Raw genomic sequence first — 16,862 nt, forward strand, 5'->3', positions numbered from 1 at the left:
TTCGCCGGATGCGTATTCCTCTAAGTTGTTCATCCTGCCACTTCATAGATTTACGTTTTAAACCGAAAGATTAACTCAGATTCACTGTACATATCGCTGAGGCACGTAAAGAACGTGTGGCAGTGTCATGCACTGCCTGAGAGATGATTAATTAGAAGTATTAAGCGCCATTGATACCGCCAACGTCTGGGCAAGGCACATAGAAGCTACTTGGGAACGGAAGCCATCAACCTGTGCTTCGCGCACGACAAAGCAGACATCGCTGAAGGCAGCGAGTGGGCTGACCTGGCTATCAGTAATGGCTATCTGCTTCGCGCCACGTTTTGCTCCCAGTTCTACCAGTTCAACGGCCTCTTGCGCATAAGGCGAGTAACTGATTGCCACAACCACGTCTCGCGGGCTGACCATACTTAACTGCTCTGAAAACATGCCACCCAGACCGTCAATGAGGAAAGTGCGGCGTTCCAGGTGACGCAAAGCGTATGTGAGGTAACTGGCTACGCTGAACGAACGCCGCAGGCCGATAACGTAGATATTTTCCGCCTGCTGAAGCAGTTTAACAGCGCTTTCGAGCTGTTCCGGACGTGCCTGAGAGGACAGTTGCTGCAAAGCCTGCACGTTGACCATCGTGAACACGTTAAGGATCTCTGACGGTTTTTCAGGCGTAGCGCCAACGTCATCCGCCGCGGTTTGACGGAACAAGCGCGCACGCTCGGTATAGTTAACCGTCTCTTCCATCAAGTGTTGGCGAAATACTTGTTTCATCTCGTTAAAGCCGCTGAAGCCAAACGCACTTGCAAAACGAATCAAAGTAGAGGGTGGCACGTCGGCGTTTTGCGCGATGGAGGCCACAGTATCAAAAGCCACGCTGTTGCTGTTATCGAGGATATAGCGGGCTACCTGCTTTAGCCTCTTGCTGAGCGAGTCATAACGCTCACGGATTTGTTCCTGCAATAATGACAGTTGGGTTGGATGATTCGCCATGATTTGCTCTCTGAAACAAAAATTTCGATTTAACGATGATATCAGACATAAAGAAATTTTCATTCTTCTTATCATTGTGATTAACGGTTTTTCCCAACTTTGTGATGCTACATTAACTTTTTATTTAGTGTCGAGCTTTGAGAGTGTTTTTTGCTGCTTCAATTAAAGTATGCGGGAGCAGATGGTCCTCTTTAGCAACGTCAGTCTGCATGGTGATGGAAGACATTGCCTCGTAAAACCATGCATGTCAGCAGCCTATGGGCTAATGCCTGAATGTTAGAGGGATTAATATGGGATTCTAACTATTTAGTCAGAGGCCAAGGAATTCGGCCTCATTTCTGCTTTAATCACTACATTTTTTTGCACTGGCAAAATTTGAAAACACAATAGAAGCAACAATGATTATGCAACCTGATATCTGGTCGATTGATATATTTTCGGACAATATCAAGTAAGACAAAATATAGGCCGATGGAAGCTCAAGTGTTATCAACATTCCTGCCAGAGTAGATGGGATTTTAGGTATGCCAAAGCTGAAAGTGGTTAAAGGCAGAATGCAGGCAAACACGCCGTTAAGGCAAGCCCAATATATATCTGTATTGAAGAGTGATATATCCACTTTATCCTGATAAATAAACAGAGAGGTCAGAAATGCTCCCAGCGTCATCAATCGCGCTTTCTGCGAAATGCCCGTTCCGGAGGGAATGCAGGACATCGATACTATGAACAGGCTGTAGCATAGCGCAGCCATCATGCCCCAGAACATTCCGGGAAGACTCAAAGACATTCCCATACGAAAAGCACCCGTAGCGACGGCAACACCCGTCAGGATAAGAACGATTATCGCGACGTCATGACGTTTAATTCGGGTTCCCTTTAGAAACGCCGTCAAGGTGGGCGCAATCCATGCAGATTGCATCATCATCATGGTTGCAGTCGGCACGCCCAGATAGAACAGTGCTTTATAAAAACAGTAAGTTACACCAAATACTGGAATACCAGAGGCAAGAATGATGCCCTTTTCATTCAACTTCATTGGTTTAGTTGGAGGGGGGCAGATTTCGGAAGCAAAAAAAAAGACGACAAACGCAATCAGATATTGTGTGGAAATTACATTGCTGACATTACTTCCTTGCTTTTCCGCAAGGGTGAGAATAACGCCTGGGACGCCATAACATAAAGCTCCTACTGTGGTTGAAAATGCGCCTAAAGAAATTACTTTCATGTACTGCTCCTGTGGACTGCAATTGCTCCATAGCCAAATGATATTCAGTACGCAAGTGTAGGTCAGAAATGTAAAAGGTTCTATTCATTACATAATTAATTTTACAGTTTTACTGTTATAAATGCTGCTAAATACATATCTCATGATATTGGCATACTCAGTGGCGAGACTTGTCTGCAGGTTAATCGTGGATATAAAGCTTGGGATGTTCTGCAGAGTCTGTTATGGGGTGGGCTTCTATTAAATTTCCGAAGAATTATCATGGGGCAATTATTATCATTACCTCGCTGACATATACCCTTCCCGGCGCCATAACCACTCAATATGTATTCCGATTGGATTTGTATTCAGTCTAAAACTGATTCTTTCCGACTTTTTGCTTACGGTGGCTGGCTGACGGTCTGGCTCGCAGGAAAAACCACGCAGTTATTTCCCACTCATAATCGATGCCAGTCCAGTCTTTTCAGTTTGTCATCTGTAACCCGGCTCAAGGAGTTATTGAACAGCCTTTGCAGTTCACGCTCCTGTCTTTGTAGTTCATGAGGAATGCGAAAGCGTTCATTGAGCAAAACACTGCATCTGAGGATGTGGAAAAATCTGGGAGAATATAATCAGCACGTTGGCGTATCGGCAGATACAGCTATTACGGAAAAACTAGCCATAATAATCGGATAAGAATGAAATCCTGATTTGCTTATAATATTGGTTCAGGATAGTTTCAGTCGCCAATTATTTACCATTCCTGAGATTTCATTTTACATGAGGACTGGTTAGATCTGAGCTTCAATTTTGCTTTTAAGGGGGGCAGTCAGACTGGTGACTTCTACGCGTCAAGGTTGACAATAAATAAAACGGCGTGCATTCATCGTCCAATGATGGGAGATTCTTCTCCGAGAGGATGCTCCTGCTCGGAGAAGGGAGTTAAAGGATGGTGAAGCTGTTTACAACAGATCAGAAATGAATTGACGCTCCGATATAAGGTCCATCAGACAGCACGTTATCTTTATGGCCTTCCTTACCGTTGATAGCAACGTACTTATAACCTATGCGCAGGTCGACCAGTGAAATCGGGCGGACGCTTACGCCAGCAGATGCCTGCTGGAAGCCGTCATTATGAGCAGACATCGAGTCAGGAGCCCAGTAATACTGACCGTACAACCGAAATGCCGGAGAAAGCGCCAGCAGGGCGTCGCCGCCGAAGGCAGACGCGTAACCGTCATGGCTGTCTTTCGGATTGGTAAAGAGCACTTTTGCACCCGGTGAAATCATGAAATTCTCATTGCCAATACCGAAATTAAGGCCAAGGTTAGCAAAGCTACCGTCGTGATCGCTTTTCATCCATTCACCGCTGACCGCCAGGCCTGGTGAATCGTTGCCCATTCCTACCTGAATATTGGTGAAATGCTCGCCAGCATCAACACCTCCCTGTAAGGCCATGGTCGAAAATGATAATGTGGAAAGGATAGCGCCAAGGCATCCTAAATGTACAATTTTCAAAACTTACTCCCATTATTAAAAATGTGGAAAACACTCCTATTTTCAGCAGCGGATTAAATAGATACCTTGCTGATGCAATAAATGAGTGCGTGAAATGATCATCAATCGTGGGCTGCTATGCACCGATCTGACAATCGGATAAGACGTCCATTCTGACACGAAGAATGCTGTGACATTGAATAGGCCGCCTGGAAATCAAGGTATAGAGAGATGCCAGTTTAGGATTTATCTATTGATAACTCGCAGCATAAGTATCCTCGGCAGAAATGCCAACATAATAGCTATTCATTTCTGGAACGTTCTAATCAGCATTGTTAAAGTAAGCTCATGAGACATATTTAAGGTTTCATTCATAGTAAGAAGATTCTGTATTTAGCCCTACTCCTACTGCTGGTCTGCAGGTGCTTTCAGATGCTGACTGAGAATTAAACGCAGCGAGCTAAAAGGAGAATGTAAGTCTGCTCTATTGTTGTATCCGTTAACATTTTGGATACCCTACCTTTAAAACCTTACCTAAACATTACGTCATGCTAGAAAAAGATATGATAATCTTTTCATAAAATGAAAAGCGAGATGAAATGATGCGCGTATTAATTGTTGAAGATGAACCAGAAATGGTATCAGCTCTCATCAAGGCTTTCGAAAAAGAAGGCATGATTGCCGATGGCGTTTCGTCCATTAGTGCAGCTAGAAGCGTGCTTCAAGCCGATTTACACGGGTTGATCCTGCTCGACAGGCAACTGCCGGACGGCGATGGCGCATCACTTGTCCCCGTCATTCGTAAAATTAACGCCGATCTGCCCATCATTTTCCTGACCGGTAAATCGAATATATCTGACAGAATTGAAGGCCTCGACCTTGGGGCGGATGACTATCTCAATAAACCGTTTTCATTTGAAGAACTAATGGCCAGAATTCGCGCAATTGGTCGCCGACCAGCTAAAGTGAGTATTCCGAAGGTCACAATTGCAAACCTTATCTTCGATTTCAACAACAGAGACGTTGTGGTTGACGGCATACCAATAGTACTTCCGAGGAGGCAGTTGCTTGTACTTGAGGCGCTTTGCACACGTGCTCGACGTACTGTTCTGCGGGAATGGCTGATCGAGAGAGTTTATGGTTTCGATGAAGTAATCCAGTCCAACTCTCTTGATTCGCACGTTTCCCGCCTGCGTCGTTCATTAGAGTCTGCTGAAGCGCAGGTAACCATACATGTTATACGTGGTGTGGGCTATCTCCTTAAGGAAAGCCATGAAACTTCTTAAACCGCTCTCACTCGCTTCTAAAATGGCCATGAGTATTATTTCACTACAGCTTATCACGCTGTATCTCACCATTGGTTATTTTATCCTGGATGCGATGAGAACTAATAATCTGACATTTGGCGGTGTTATCCCCGATTCTCAGGTGCAATTAATTCTGGATGCTGTCGCTTATAACGAGCGGAAGGAATTATTCATTCGTGCAACTCCTCAAGTTGCTACGCTACTTGAGGATGCGGATGCATGGATTGTGGTCAGTGATGATAAGGGGCAGGTTATTCATTCAGGCAACGTGCCTGAGGTATATGAGAGGTTAACCGAAAACATCAATGCTCTCGGAATGTCCGAAGTTAAAGCAACGAAAGAAAACAGCCAGCTTTCAATGAAGTTATTAACCAAAAACATAGGTAAAAGAACCATTCGTGTTTTGGTTGGAGGAATACCGACGTATAAAGCTTTTGATATTTTCTCGCTTTTAGCTTCTGTGCTGAGCTTGAAAATCTTTTTGCCGATGGGTATTGCCGCTGTCATCTTTATTCCATTCATAACGCGTAAAATGCTTTCCGGACTGTCTAACGCTGCGAGCGATGCAAAACACATTAACGAAAGCGATCGCAAGGCGCGCATTAGAGAAGACGGTATCCCCAGTGAAGTTATGCCGCTGGTTAAAGCCGTAAACGGAGCGCTACAGCGACTCAGCGACGGATATGACGAGCGCGATCGTTTTCTATCGAGTGCAGCGCACGAGCTCAGAGCACCGATTGCGATCATAGAGGCCCGACTAAGTATCCTTACTGATACAAAGGCCAGACGCATTCTGGGCAATGATGTCGCGCGTTTGTCAAACCTCGCGGAATCCCTACTAGACCTGCAACGAATCGGTCGGGAGCTTTCAACTTTTATCGTCGTTGATCTTAAACATATGCTCCGGCAGGTCATTTCTGACTATTCTCCAATGATCATCGCTTCTGGTTATGACATTGAGTTTATCTCCTGCAAGTGTACCGTCAGCGTCCGTGGGGACGAGGCTTCTCTCTCTCGCGCCGTTATTAATATTCTTCAGAATGCGGTTATTTATGGCGGCGGGAAGGGGCTCATATCCGTAGAACTCAGTGAAGATGGTTATATCATTATTCAGGATGAAGGGCCTGGTATAGCACTGGCAGAGCGAGAGAGAATTTTCGAACCTTTTCAGCGCGTTATACCACAGTCGCAGGGTACAGGCTTGGGGCTTCATTTAGTGAAAGAAATTGTTCATATGCATAAGGGGAGCGTTTCAGCTGGGGAAGGGAAAAGCGGAGGCGCATTATTTGAAATTTACCTCCCGGTACTGGGCAATCAATAATATGATACTGTTTATGCCTTTTTATAAATAAAATCCGAGGTAATGAAATGGTATCTTAAATAAATATGAAAGAGAAACGGGGAGTCACTTTCTGTATTTCGTTTAGGTTAACCATTGCGAGCCTGAGCTTCTTATGAGGAAGTTTGAGAGTTGTTTATTAACAAATTTTATTGCGGGTTTAAAAATGGCTTCTATTGAAAAAGGGTGTGATTTCACTCAAACCTGGAGGTTAATTTAGTGATGTTGAAAGTATTTCTCTATTAACATCCCCACATGATGTCGGTGAAATATTTCGGGGCAGGTGGAGGGTGGTTTTGCACGGTATTACCAACTTTCTGCATGAATGAGATGCGGATAGGCTCTTTAATGTTTGTTTGGCAAAAACAAAGATAATAGTGGGGTATTTACGTGAGGAAAGTATACATGATTGAAGAATTCAAGCCGGTACAGATCAGAACGCTTCCTTACTGAGCCTAATGGGGCTGGTAAATTATTATTTTATTAAGTCTGGCCTGATAACGTCAGGCTCACAGAGGCTCTCTCATGTTTTCACGATTTTTTATTTATCGCCCGGTCTTCGCTTGGGTTATTGCGATTTTAATCATGCTGTTGGGTGCGCTTTCTATTAAGCTTTTGCCTGTTGAGCAGTACCCTGATGTGGCACCGCCCGCCGTAAATATATCTGCAACGTATACTGGAGCCTCTGCGGAAACGCTTGAAAACAGCGTAACCCAGATACTCGAACAGCAGCTTACTGGCCTTGATAATCTGCTTTATTTTACCTCCAGTAGCAGTTCGCAGGGTAACGTGACCGTGACCGTGACTTTCAGCCAGGGAACCGATCCGGATACCGCACAGGTTCAGGTACAGAACAAAGTTCAGCAGGCGCTTTCCCGTCTACCGACTGAAGTACAGCAGCTCGGTGTCACTGTAACCAAATCGCAGTCAAACTTTCTGCTTGTTTTAGGTATTTACGACAAAACAGATACCAGCTCCAGCGCGGATATAGGCGACTGGCTCGTGAGTAACCTTCAAGAACCGCTCGCCAGGACAGAAGGTGTAGGAGATATTCAGGTCTTTGGTGGGCAGTATGCCATGCGTATTTGGCTGGACCCTTTCAAGTTAAACTCCTTTGCACTTCAACCCTCGGACATTTCATCGGCTATTCAGGCTCAGAACATTCAGGTCTCAGCGGGTAAAATAGGAGGCCTTCCTTCGTCTTCCTCCCAGCAATTGACTGCAACTGTTCGTGCTCAGTCCCGCCTCCAGACGGCGGAAGAATTCAGAAATATTATTGTCAGGAGTAGTAAGGATGGAGCAACCGTCCGACTTGGTGACGTTGCGCGCGTTGAAATCGGGAGTGAATCATATGACATGACAACCCGGCTGAACGGTCATCCCGCCACTGGCATGGGCATCATGCTTGCCCCTGGTGCTAATGCACTGGACACAGCTGAGCAGGTTAAGTCAAAACTTAATGAATACCGCCATTCTATGCCCGCAGGGTATGAGGTGGCCTATGCCCTTGACAGCACTGACTTTATCCGTCTTTCAGTGAAGGATGTAATCATCACGTTGTTCGAGGCTATCGGACTTGTAATTGTTGTGATGTACCTTTTCCTTCAAAACATTCGCGCAACGCTTATACCTGCGCTGGCCGTACCGGTGGTACTGCTAGGCACGTTCGGCGTACTCGCCCTGTCTGGCTATACGATAAATACGCTGACGCTTTTTGCGATGGTGCTGGCGATTGGCTTGCTGGTTGACGATGCTATCGTTGTGGTCGAAAACGTCGAGAGGATCATGCATGAGGAGGGGCTCGGGGCCAGGGAAGCAACAGAAAAATCAATGAAGGAGATCTCCGGCGCGCTCGTGGCTATTGCACTGGTACTTTCTGCAGTATTCCTTCCCATGGCATTTTTTGCCGGTTCGACAGGTGTCATCTATCGTCAGTTTTCCATCACCATCATTGCGGCAATGACACTATCTGTAGTAGTGGCTCTGACATTGACACCAGCCCTTTGCGGGGCATTTTTGAAGCCGGGTAATTTAAAAAACCGGGGTTTTTTTGGTGGTTTCAATAAGTTCTATGACGCACTTGAACACAAATATTCGCTCGTGGTTATCAAAATTTTCCGACGTCCCATATTTATGCTTGTGCTCTACGGTACCGTTGGTTTGATGTTGTTTGTTATGTTCTCTCGTCTCCCTGGTAGTTTTCTTCCCACTGAAGATCAGGGCAGTATCATGCTGCAGGCTACGCTACCTGCTGGCGCAACGTCCGGGCGTACCGAGGAGGTGAATAAGCAGATCACCGACTGGTTCCTAAGCGAGGAAAAAGACAATACTGACGTGGTGTTCACGATTAATGGCTTTAACTTCAGCGGCGCGGCTCAGAACGCCGGTATGGCATTTGTAAAGCTCAGGAATTGGGAAGACCGTAAGGGGAGTAATAACTCAGCTGATGCGATAGCTATGCGAGCGATGATGGCATTGTCTTCCGTCAAAGACGCCCAGATTTACGCGCTGACCCCGCCTCCCGTACCCGGTCTTGGCCAGAATACCGGCTTTACCTATGAGTTGATGGCCAGCGGCAGTGTGACGCGTAGCGAATTGGAACAAATGCGCGATGAACTCTTGGCTGCTGCTCAGAAAGATCCAGCACTGCAAGCGGTCCGCGCAAACGTACTGCCCCAGATGCCCCAACTGCAGATTGACATCGATACAAATAAGGCTGTGGCGCTTGGATTACAGTTATCTGATGTTACTGAAACTCTGACCAGTGCCTGGGGAGGTGCCTACGTTAATGACTTCATTGATCGAGGCCGCGTTAAACGTGTTTATATGCAGGGAGATGAACAGTTTCGGGCAGCACCTACTGACCTGGATAAATGGTTTATCCGTAATGACGATGCTGGAATGACGCCGTTTACCGCCTTTGCCTCGACTCGCTGGACCAGCGGGCCGGAAAGTCTGGATCGCTTCAATGGCTCCTCCTCTTATGAAATACAGGGGCAAAATGCGAGCGGTTTTAGCTCTGGGGATGCGATGGATGCCATAGAAAGGATTGCTGCACAGCTGCCAGCGGGGGCAACTGGAGAATGGAGTGGGCTTTCACTGCAAGAGAAACAGGCTGGTGGTCAATCCGTTGCGCTTTATTCAATATCGCTGTTAGTTGTCTTTTTGTGTCTGGCTGCGCTTTATGAAAGCTGGTCTGTGCCTCTTTCCGTTCTGCTGGCGGTACCGCTGGGGGTGCTGGGAACTGTAATGGCCATCGCAATTCGAGGGCTGGATAACGATATTTATTTTCAGGTTGCGCTGCTGACTACAATCGGGCTTACGTCTAAGAATGCTATTCTAATCGTTGAGTTTGCAGAAGAGGCCTACAAGAAAGGGACCTCGCTGAGTTTGGCAGCCCTCAGTGCAGCACAGACACGCTTGCGTCCGATACTGATGACCTCTCTCGCATTTATCGCTGGTGTGGTTCCACTCGCTGTGGCCACCGGGGCAGGGGCTAACAGCCGTATTGCAATAGGAACGGGTATCATCGGCGGTACGTTTGCCGGTACAGTGTTGGCGCTGTTCTTTGTTCCACTTTTCTTTATTATTGTTCGCCGTTTTACAGCAAAGCCTGATATTAAGAACTGTTAGTTTTAACATTCAGGGTGTACTGAATATAGTATGCCCTGAATATAAAAAATTCCTGCATCAAAGTTAGACTTGGCCGTTAAACTATCATGCCACTATTTTTAGAATGGACGTTTATTTATTGATGCAATATTTTAAGGTTGTTATCAAGTTGCCGCGGTTTACCTGGGTTATGGTTGATGAAATAGGACGCATCTTATAAAGGTGAGCTTCATAGTAATATATTTAAATGGCGTGGGCATGACGGGGTGTTGTATATCCTGGAGTTTTTCGTCTGCCAATGCTTTTCCAGTAGCAGTGTCCACTTTTTCTACACAATAGTACTATACCTCTTTCTATCTCTTGATTTCGTGGCTAACCTTGTTGGGGTGTTAATTTTTAGCGATTTCTTTAATGCTATATTTTCTGCCGAATCTCTGGCGAGATTCTATATTTCATCAAGCGCAAACACTTGCTGATGGCGTTTTCAGACATAAGAACATTGTTCATCATTCTAATGACAATAAAAAAGATGGAAAAAGTTTTTATCGGAAATTACGTAGGTGTAATGCAGGTAATCACTTCACTCAGATCTATCTCAAAAGGTTGCTTTCTGATCTAGTAAGTCGCTTCAATAGAACCTTCAATTAGTAAAAAATAAACCAGGCTTACAATTACATGAGGGTTTTGGCATAAATCTACATATTCATTTTCAATGAATCTGGCCGAAACGAGTTGCGTTCGTGGCGATTTTATAGATGTGAAGAGAGTCGATAATAAAGAGGCAAGGCTGGGTGTGGGGTTTTCATTAGTTATGAATATGAGGTTAATTGTTCCCGGTTTATCCGATATGAAGTGGGTGAGTTTCCATTGTGGGGTTATTGTAAATGCCGTGATTATTTGTGTTTTGTTTTTTCTTTGGTGTTGTGGTAATTAACATTAAAAAGTAGGTGTTTCTTTTCGTGAGGATGTTATTGACGAGTTGATCGATGGTGCGATTGTTCCTGTAACCCTCTAAAGCCTAAAGTATGAATCATGGTTTATTACCGATCAAATATGTGATGTCGAAAATAAATGTGACACTGAGCAAGGCAGGATTGAATCTCTGCAGAGAACGGAAAGGCATATAAAGTTAGTGAATGTTAATTCACTCATATTAAGTGTCCATCCTGCAATTCAGGTTTTCCGGTGGTTAGTGATTAAATTCAGGGCATCAAAAGGTACTCGACGCGCTGATGATGGCCGTCTGGAGGCGAAAACCGGACGGCGAGGTCATCGTACATAGCGATCAAGGTAGTCAGTACGGCAATGACGACTGGCAGCGCTTCTGCCTGGCCAATAACCTGGCACAGAGCATGAGCCGGCGTGGCAACTGCCAGGATAATGCGGTGGCCGAATCGTTCTTCAGTTCCCTGAAAAAAGAACGCATCAGGAAGAGAATATACAAAATCCGGGATCTGGCCCGGGCGGATATCTTCGATTACATTGAAGTGTTCTACAACCGGGCCCGGCGCCACAGTCACCTCGGCGGCGTGAGTCCGGAGGCCTTCGAACAGGCCTCGTCGTGAGGACAGAATTTGTCTACTGTCGTGGGGTCAGTCCATCCCTGGATTTCAGGATGGCTGAGTAACGGCGAATGGAAGTTAGAAAAAGCAAATCAAATAGCCATTTTAGCAAGAAAAGAAAAATCATTAACATTATTCTGCTCTGGATTAAACTTAAACTTCAGGCTTTATGTTGACACACCTCTAGATAAAACTGGTACTGATTGCTCAGATCTATACAAAGATCTGTTAGCATACAAGTACGGCTCTATAAGTACAGCACAAGAATTTATTAACAAAGTTTTTGATGGAGTTATAGTAGATGATAATACTCCGCTCTTACTAAGAAAAAAATAAAAACAATTTGAAATGAATTAAAAAATGAAGATTTAATACATAAATTTCATGACATCGCATATATTTTAAGGATAAATTCAACAGAACATACTTATGGAGATCTAATAAGAACAATCTCTGACGATATTTTAGCCAAACAATTCTAACTATTCAAACTATTCAAACTATTCAAACTATTCAAACTATTAGATGATAATGAGATACAAGTAATGACTTTTCATAAATCTAAAGGACTGGAATTCAAATTAGTATTTCACCTAAATTTAGATGAATGGTCTTTCCCATTTAGAAAATATAACAGCGAAGACAGATACACACCTATATACCAGACGCTTCAACAAGAACTTAACCTTCACAACGTTGGCATGACCAGAGCTGAGAATTGCTGTATCCTTATTAACTCATCTCTCAGAGAAAATGCATCTGGGGATTTTAAAAACACAGATGAATCATATTTCTTCAAATTACCGCAGTTAAACAATCTGTATAGATGAAATTTTTAATCATTTACGTAGGAGGGAGAATCCAAAAAAAAACCCCTTTACTTTTAACAATCAACACATTAATTGTAAAAACATGAATATCAACATGGCGATTATTAATTTTCTCAATTGGTTTTATAAGTAGCAACATTCCATAAGAACGGCTGCTAACTTAGCAGCCTGCACAATTAAAGCTTAAAGAATTTATTATCTTGAGATAATTCAAGAATAATATAACGATTATATTTCTGATAATCTTCTTTTATTAATTTATCAGACAGTATAGATACAATATTTGCGGGGATCATTCCTCCCAGGAAACACCAGAGGATATTGCCCAGACATCACCTTGAGCTGCTGTACGATCTCTATGGCTTGGGTAGAGAGGGGGACAAGGTGAGGTCGTATCATCTTCATTCGGTTGGCAGGAATTTCCCACACCGCTTTCTCAAGATCAAACTCACTCCAGAAAGCACCTCGAAGCTCGCCGGTGCGAACTCCCGTAAGGATCAACAGTCGAGCAGCAAGAACAACTAACGGGCTTCCAGTATAGCTGGAGAGAGCTTTAAAGAAGTCTGGTAACTCCTCAACGGTAAGGAAGGGATAATGCTTCGATTCATGTCCTGACATCGCGCTGGTTAGATCCGCAGCAGGATTGTATTCCGCGCGACCGGTAACGATGGCGTAACGAAAGACTTCGCTGCAGCGCTGGCGAACCTTCTTGGCCTTCTCTGTCGCGCCACGGCTTTCCATACGACGCAGCACATTCAGCAGAACCAGTGGTTTGATTTCATTCACCGGCTGCTGGCCGATATAGGGAAAAATATCTTTATTGAAAGCTTCGATAATGTCGGAGGCATAACCTTCTGACCATCGGCTCACCTTCGTTCCATGCCATTCAAGTGCCACAGCCTGAAACGTATTATTGAGCTGCACATCCCGAACCAGCTTTTCTTCTTTCTTGGCAAACGATGGATCGATACCCTCGGCCAGCTTTTTCTTGGCTTCATCACGTAGCGCCCTAGCTTGTGCGAGAGACACTGCTGGATAAACACCAAAAGCCATACGCTTCTCTTTTCCATTGAAGCGATATTTCATCCGCCAGTATCGAGAACCAGAGGGAACAACCTCAAGATACAAACCAGCGCCATCCGACAGTTTGAAGGCTTTCTCTCTGGGTTTAGCGGTATCGACTTGTCGAGCATTAAGCTTCATTGGGGGCATCTCCGAAAACCGAACACAGAATGCCCCCAATTGTAACTTGATTCTGGTTGAGTCCAGTTGATAACAGGAGATAAGATACGGGCCAGAAACCGCAGTATACGGGCTTTGAGTTGATTTCGGTAGACTTGGGGAGAGTTTGAAATGGTGCCGATAATAGGAGTCGAACCTACGACCTTCGCATTACCGAAACTCGCGTAACCACATGAGTTTGTGAGGTTCGATTGTAGGACGCATTTGTAGTAGGTGCTACAAACAGTTTGTTCGCTACCCCAAAATGCTCTTTGCATTAGCGCCAGACACTTCCCTCTTCACAAACGAAGGGGTAATCTTAAACCTCACTCAACATCGGTCGCTTTTAAGCTATGCGCGATGGTGGCGCTAATAGGGACATTATGCTTCATCACTATCAGGCAAAGTCACTGGACGATATATACCTTGATGACTTTCCCCACATCATCCACCCGGATATGGCAGCGCGTTACCTTGAGGAGACTGCCCAGCCAAATAGAATCATTCGGGAGTGGGATTTACCTGGCAACTATGGTCTTTTTGTCAGTCGATATCGTCAGTTCCATTATCAGCAGCCCTGGATGGCATACCGGGACGTGCTGAATGACATTCGAGCCGGGAAGGTCGTTTTACTGAGAAAGGGCACAATCGGTCATATCATCACGGGGGTGCAAACATCCTCTGGTAACCTCCGCAGTGATCTGCCCCTGCTCCTCCACTCTCGTCTTAGCTACCTCATCTCACATCAACTAAAACGCCCGGTATACTACGTTCGCCCATCAGCGCCCGTTCAACATGCTCAGGCGGCAAAAACCATCAACAGCAAAGCAGCGGGTCGGCTTCTGGCCGCAGGCGGTGTTTACAACGGAAATGTTGAGGGGTTCAGAAAGACCGCAGAGCAGCTCGGCGGGGATGCTCCGTCAGGTTACAATCAGGTAATGGATAACAAAGGGTTACTCATCACCGGTGCGTCAGTTGCAGCGGCACTTGGCATCGGAAGATTAACCCCAGTAAATGAAATAGAAACACTATCCAATCTGTCTAAAACGCCTAAACCATCGCCTTCAACGTTGGTTAGTTTCGAGTCACGACAGCTACAGAAAAAGTTCAAACATGCTGTTGATTTCAACGCTTCCGGCAATCCAAACGCAGAAGGATTAAAATCATTTGAACAGGCGTTAAAAAGTCATATAGACGATCCGTTAACCAATAGAATTACAGGTAAATATCGATGGAATCAGGATGTCTATCACTACTACAATCCAGAAACCAAACTAAATGTTATGACAAAAACAGATGGCAACTTCATTTCCGGATGGAAGCTGTCAGATACTCAATCAACCGACCTAATAGGTAATGGCAATGTCTTTTAATCAAAATGAATCGGCGATTTTGGATCTTATTGACGCATTTACGTGCGGTAACATTGCTGCACCGGATTTTGAACAAGAATACTCCGCCGCATGGCGAACTTACAGGGATTCAACTGATACAAAAAAAGCCGATATAGCCACCCAGAAGTTTTTTGACTCAGTTTTCTCATTAGTCGATTCTTACTGTTCAGATCCTGAGTTAATCGACGAAGATGATTTAAACGAGGATGAATTACTAAGTGAGGTATCACGCCTTAAAGCCACTTGGGAAAACGCCATACTCGCTTGACATAATTCATCATGATAACAGAGACATACTCATTAACCACTACAGAACTCAATGTCTTGAAAGTTATGGCAGAAAAAGACATCTACTGGACTTGGATGAGGCTAGATCGCACCCTTGCTATACGGGGTATTCCCGGGTTTAGCAATGTTGCGAACATAGTAACCAACTTGATGAACGAGGGGATGGTCGATACTGTTTATAACGAAAACTCATCGAGACCACGTTATCGCGTATCAGAGCAAGGTCATCAGTTGTTGGGACAAATCAACGAGGTTACAAGGCATTACAATTTCTCATGATTTTTTGCAACACGCGGCTCCATGGCTAAGGTAAAACGCCACCGTAACGCCTATGTAACGCACCTGTATTTCGATGTTTTTCGCCCTTTTAGAAATAAGAAGAATGTTCAACTGGGGATGGTCAATCGTCTATACATACTGTTCATTCACACAGCAGCCAGAATTTATAAACTTATACCTGCGCTACTTCTCGAGTTTGTCCCACCGCACTGCCGAAACAATGCCCCAGTTGCCACTGGCATTGGGCCTACGCCATTTTGCCGTCTCCATACTACGGAGATACTCAAGCGCTTCGGAAAAGGTGCCAAAACGCTTCTGAGCCGCTTTATCACCTACTCCAAACGAACCATCGCGGGTGCTCGCCAAACCGGGGTGAAAACAGGAACCATCGGCTGCGTATGGAACCAACAGTTCCGGATCGTTATCTTCTGATGAGTCAGACGCTAACAACTGCCACGGCTCAACATTGAGAGCGTTAGCCAGCACCTCAATCGCATCCAGAGACGCATTAGAACCGCCGCGTTCAATGCGGCTCATATAGCTACGTGCGAACCCACACCGATCGGCAAAGGCTTCCTGGCTCATTCCGGTGGCAATGCGCAACTCTTTTACTCGTTGTCCAAACAGTTTTCTCAGGGTCATTTTCATGACCTGAATTTGCGCAGATGTCCACTAAAGAGCCACGCTCCAATAGTGACATTTTGAATCAATGGTCTATGATGCGATAACTGACACCGCTGGGGTGGATTCTGAGGGATAACAATATGTCAAAAACACGGCTTAGTAAGCCCGGTTTTTCAGCCAAGTCTGTGCTGACCATTATGTTAATCGCTGCGTCATCTGCATCTTATGCAGCAGAAAGCATCGATCAACTGGCGACGCGCATCGGTATGGATCACTTCCGGGAAGCGATCAAAAAGGGTGATCGCAGCGCCTTCAAAACGCTGCCGGCAAAAGGCTATAAAAACGGACTTACCGGGCTGCTCATCAAAACTAACACCTACGTTAACCCCGAATACAGCTTTGCTGATTGCGATACGGACACCGTTATTGTCTCGGTGCAAGAACACAAAACGCTCCCCGGTTGCCGCATATCTCTAAAGCTAGCGACTAAAGATGCTGACGGTAGCTATCACGATAATGGCATTCGCGTTGAATACGGTATTGCCATCGGCTCCAAAAAGTTTATCGCCAACAATTCAGCGTGGGCGCAGCATGCCATTACAGGTGATAAGGCGCTGGAAAGCTCGTTGAAGAGAGATGCTAACGATACTGTATGCACTGCATGGTCAACGATGGCAAAAAATATTGCCATCGGGCGAGACGAACACAACCCAATTTCTGT

12 protein-coding genes and 3 pseudogenes are annotated in these 16,862 nt (G+C 45.1%); 10 read left to right on the plus strand and 5 right to left on the minus strand.

What is annotated here, in order from left to right; translation table 11 throughout:
• Positions 1-147: 147 nt before the first annotated feature.
• The 3 genes from KXR87_RS15610 to KXR87_RS15620 all read right to left on the minus strand — a co-directional run bounded on the left by KXR87_RS15610 (position 148) and on the right by KXR87_RS15620 (position 3,706).
• A complete protein-coding gene (locus tag KXR87_RS15610) occupies positions 148-984 on the minus strand; it encodes a MurR/RpiR family transcriptional regulator (RefSeq protein WP_097486261.1) in 837 nt (278 codons plus the stop codon).
• A gap of 343 nt (positions 985-1,327) precedes the next feature.
• Positions 1,328-2,209, minus strand: coding sequence for a DMT family transporter (locus KXR87_RS15615; RefSeq protein ID WP_437433143.1), 882 nt, complete (start codon positions 2,207-2,209; stop codon positions 1,328-1,330).
• A 951-nt stretch (positions 2,210-3,160) separates the two neighbouring features.
• The gene (locus KXR87_RS15620) at positions 3,161-3,706 is read right to left on the minus strand and encodes a YfaZ family outer membrane protein (protein ID WP_437433144.1); all 546 of its coding nucleotides are present in this window, start codon (positions 3,704-3,706) and stop codon (positions 3,161-3,163) included.
• Positions 3,707-4,284: 578 nt separating this feature from the next.
• Here KXR87_RS15620 and KXR87_RS15625 point away from each other — a divergent pair.
• From KXR87_RS15625 to KXR87_RS15650, 6 genes and pseudogenes are all read left to right on the plus strand, one after another.
• On the plus strand, positions 4,285-4,971 hold the full coding sequence (locus tag KXR87_RS15625; RefSeq protein ID WP_437433145.1) for a response regulator transcription factor: 687 nt from the start codon (positions 4,285-4,287) through the stop codon (positions 4,969-4,971).
• Positions 4,958-6,313 (plus strand): sensor histidine kinase, encoded by a 1,356-nt coding sequence (locus KXR87_RS15630; protein ID WP_437433146.1) that lies wholly within the window; start codon positions 4,958-4,960, stop codon positions 6,311-6,313. Before KXR87_RS15625 ends, KXR87_RS15630 begins: the two co-directional genes overlap by 14 nt.
• A gap of 543 nt (positions 6,314-6,856) precedes the next feature.
• Complete coding sequence (locus tag KXR87_RS15635; RefSeq protein ID WP_437433147.1) at positions 6,857-9,964, plus strand: efflux RND transporter permease subunit; 3,108 nt, start codon at positions 6,857-6,859, stop codon at positions 9,962-9,964.
• 1,199 nt (positions 9,965-11,163) lie between these two features.
• Positions 11,164-11,508, plus strand: a pseudogene (locus KXR87_RS15640) (IS3 family transposase); the annotation flags it as partial.
• Positions 11,509-11,517: 9 nt separating this feature from the next.
• Entirely contained in the window at positions 11,518-11,841 is a 324-nt protein-coding gene (locus KXR87_RS15645) for a hypothetical protein (RefSeq protein WP_437433148.1), read from the plus strand.
• Positions 11,842-12,050: 209 nt separating this feature from the next.
• Positions 12,051-12,335 (plus strand): 3'-5' exonuclease, encoded by a 285-nt coding sequence (locus KXR87_RS15650; RefSeq protein ID WP_437433149.1) that lies wholly within the window; start codon positions 12,051-12,053, stop codon positions 12,333-12,335.
• 282 nt (positions 12,336-12,617) lie between these two features.
• Here the strand turns inward: KXR87_RS15650 and KXR87_RS15655 are convergent.
• Positions 12,618-13,538 (minus strand): annotated as a pseudogene (locus KXR87_RS15655) (tyrosine-type recombinase/integrase); the annotation flags it as partial.
• Between the two features lie 401 nt (positions 13,539-13,939).
• Between KXR87_RS15655 and KXR87_RS15660 the strand changes: the two are divergent.
• The 3 genes from KXR87_RS15660 (at position 13,940) to KXR87_RS15670 (ending at position 15,517) form a co-directional block, all read left to right on the plus strand.
• Positions 13,940-14,929, plus strand: coding sequence for a colicin D domain-containing protein (locus KXR87_RS15660; RefSeq protein ID WP_437433150.1), 990 nt, complete (start codon positions 13,940-13,942; stop codon positions 14,927-14,929).
• On the plus strand, positions 14,919-15,218 hold the full coding sequence (locus tag KXR87_RS15665; RefSeq protein ID WP_071934120.1) for a colicin immunity domain-containing protein: 300 nt from the start codon (positions 14,919-14,921) through the stop codon (positions 15,216-15,218). The genes KXR87_RS15660 and KXR87_RS15665 overlap by 11 nt, the downstream gene beginning before the upstream one ends.
• A 65-nt stretch (positions 15,219-15,283) precedes the next feature.
• Positions 15,284-15,517, plus strand: coding sequence for a MarR family transcriptional regulator (locus tag KXR87_RS15670; protein WP_071934121.1), 234 nt, complete (start codon positions 15,284-15,286; stop codon positions 15,515-15,517).
• Positions 15,518-15,700: 183 nt separating this feature from the next.
• Here the strand turns inward: KXR87_RS15670 and KXR87_RS15675 are convergent, their stop codons facing one another.
• Positions 15,701-16,159: a helix-turn-helix domain-containing protein gene (locus KXR87_RS15675; RefSeq protein ID WP_437433151.1), complete on the minus strand. Its 459-nt coding sequence runs from the start codon at positions 16,157-16,159 to the stop codon at positions 15,701-15,703.
• A gap of 122 nt (positions 16,160-16,281) precedes the next feature.
• On the opposite strand from KXR87_RS15675, the pseudogene KXR87_RS15680 reads away from it, so the two are divergent.
• Positions 16,282-16,770, plus strand: a pseudogene (locus KXR87_RS15680) (hypothetical protein); the annotation flags it as partial.
• Positions 16,771-16,862 lie beyond the last annotated feature (92 nt).

This window comes from Yokenella regensburgei (genome assembly GCF_051486985.1).
GTDB lineage: Bacteria > Pseudomonadota > Gammaproteobacteria > Enterobacterales > Enterobacteriaceae > CBFFRJ01.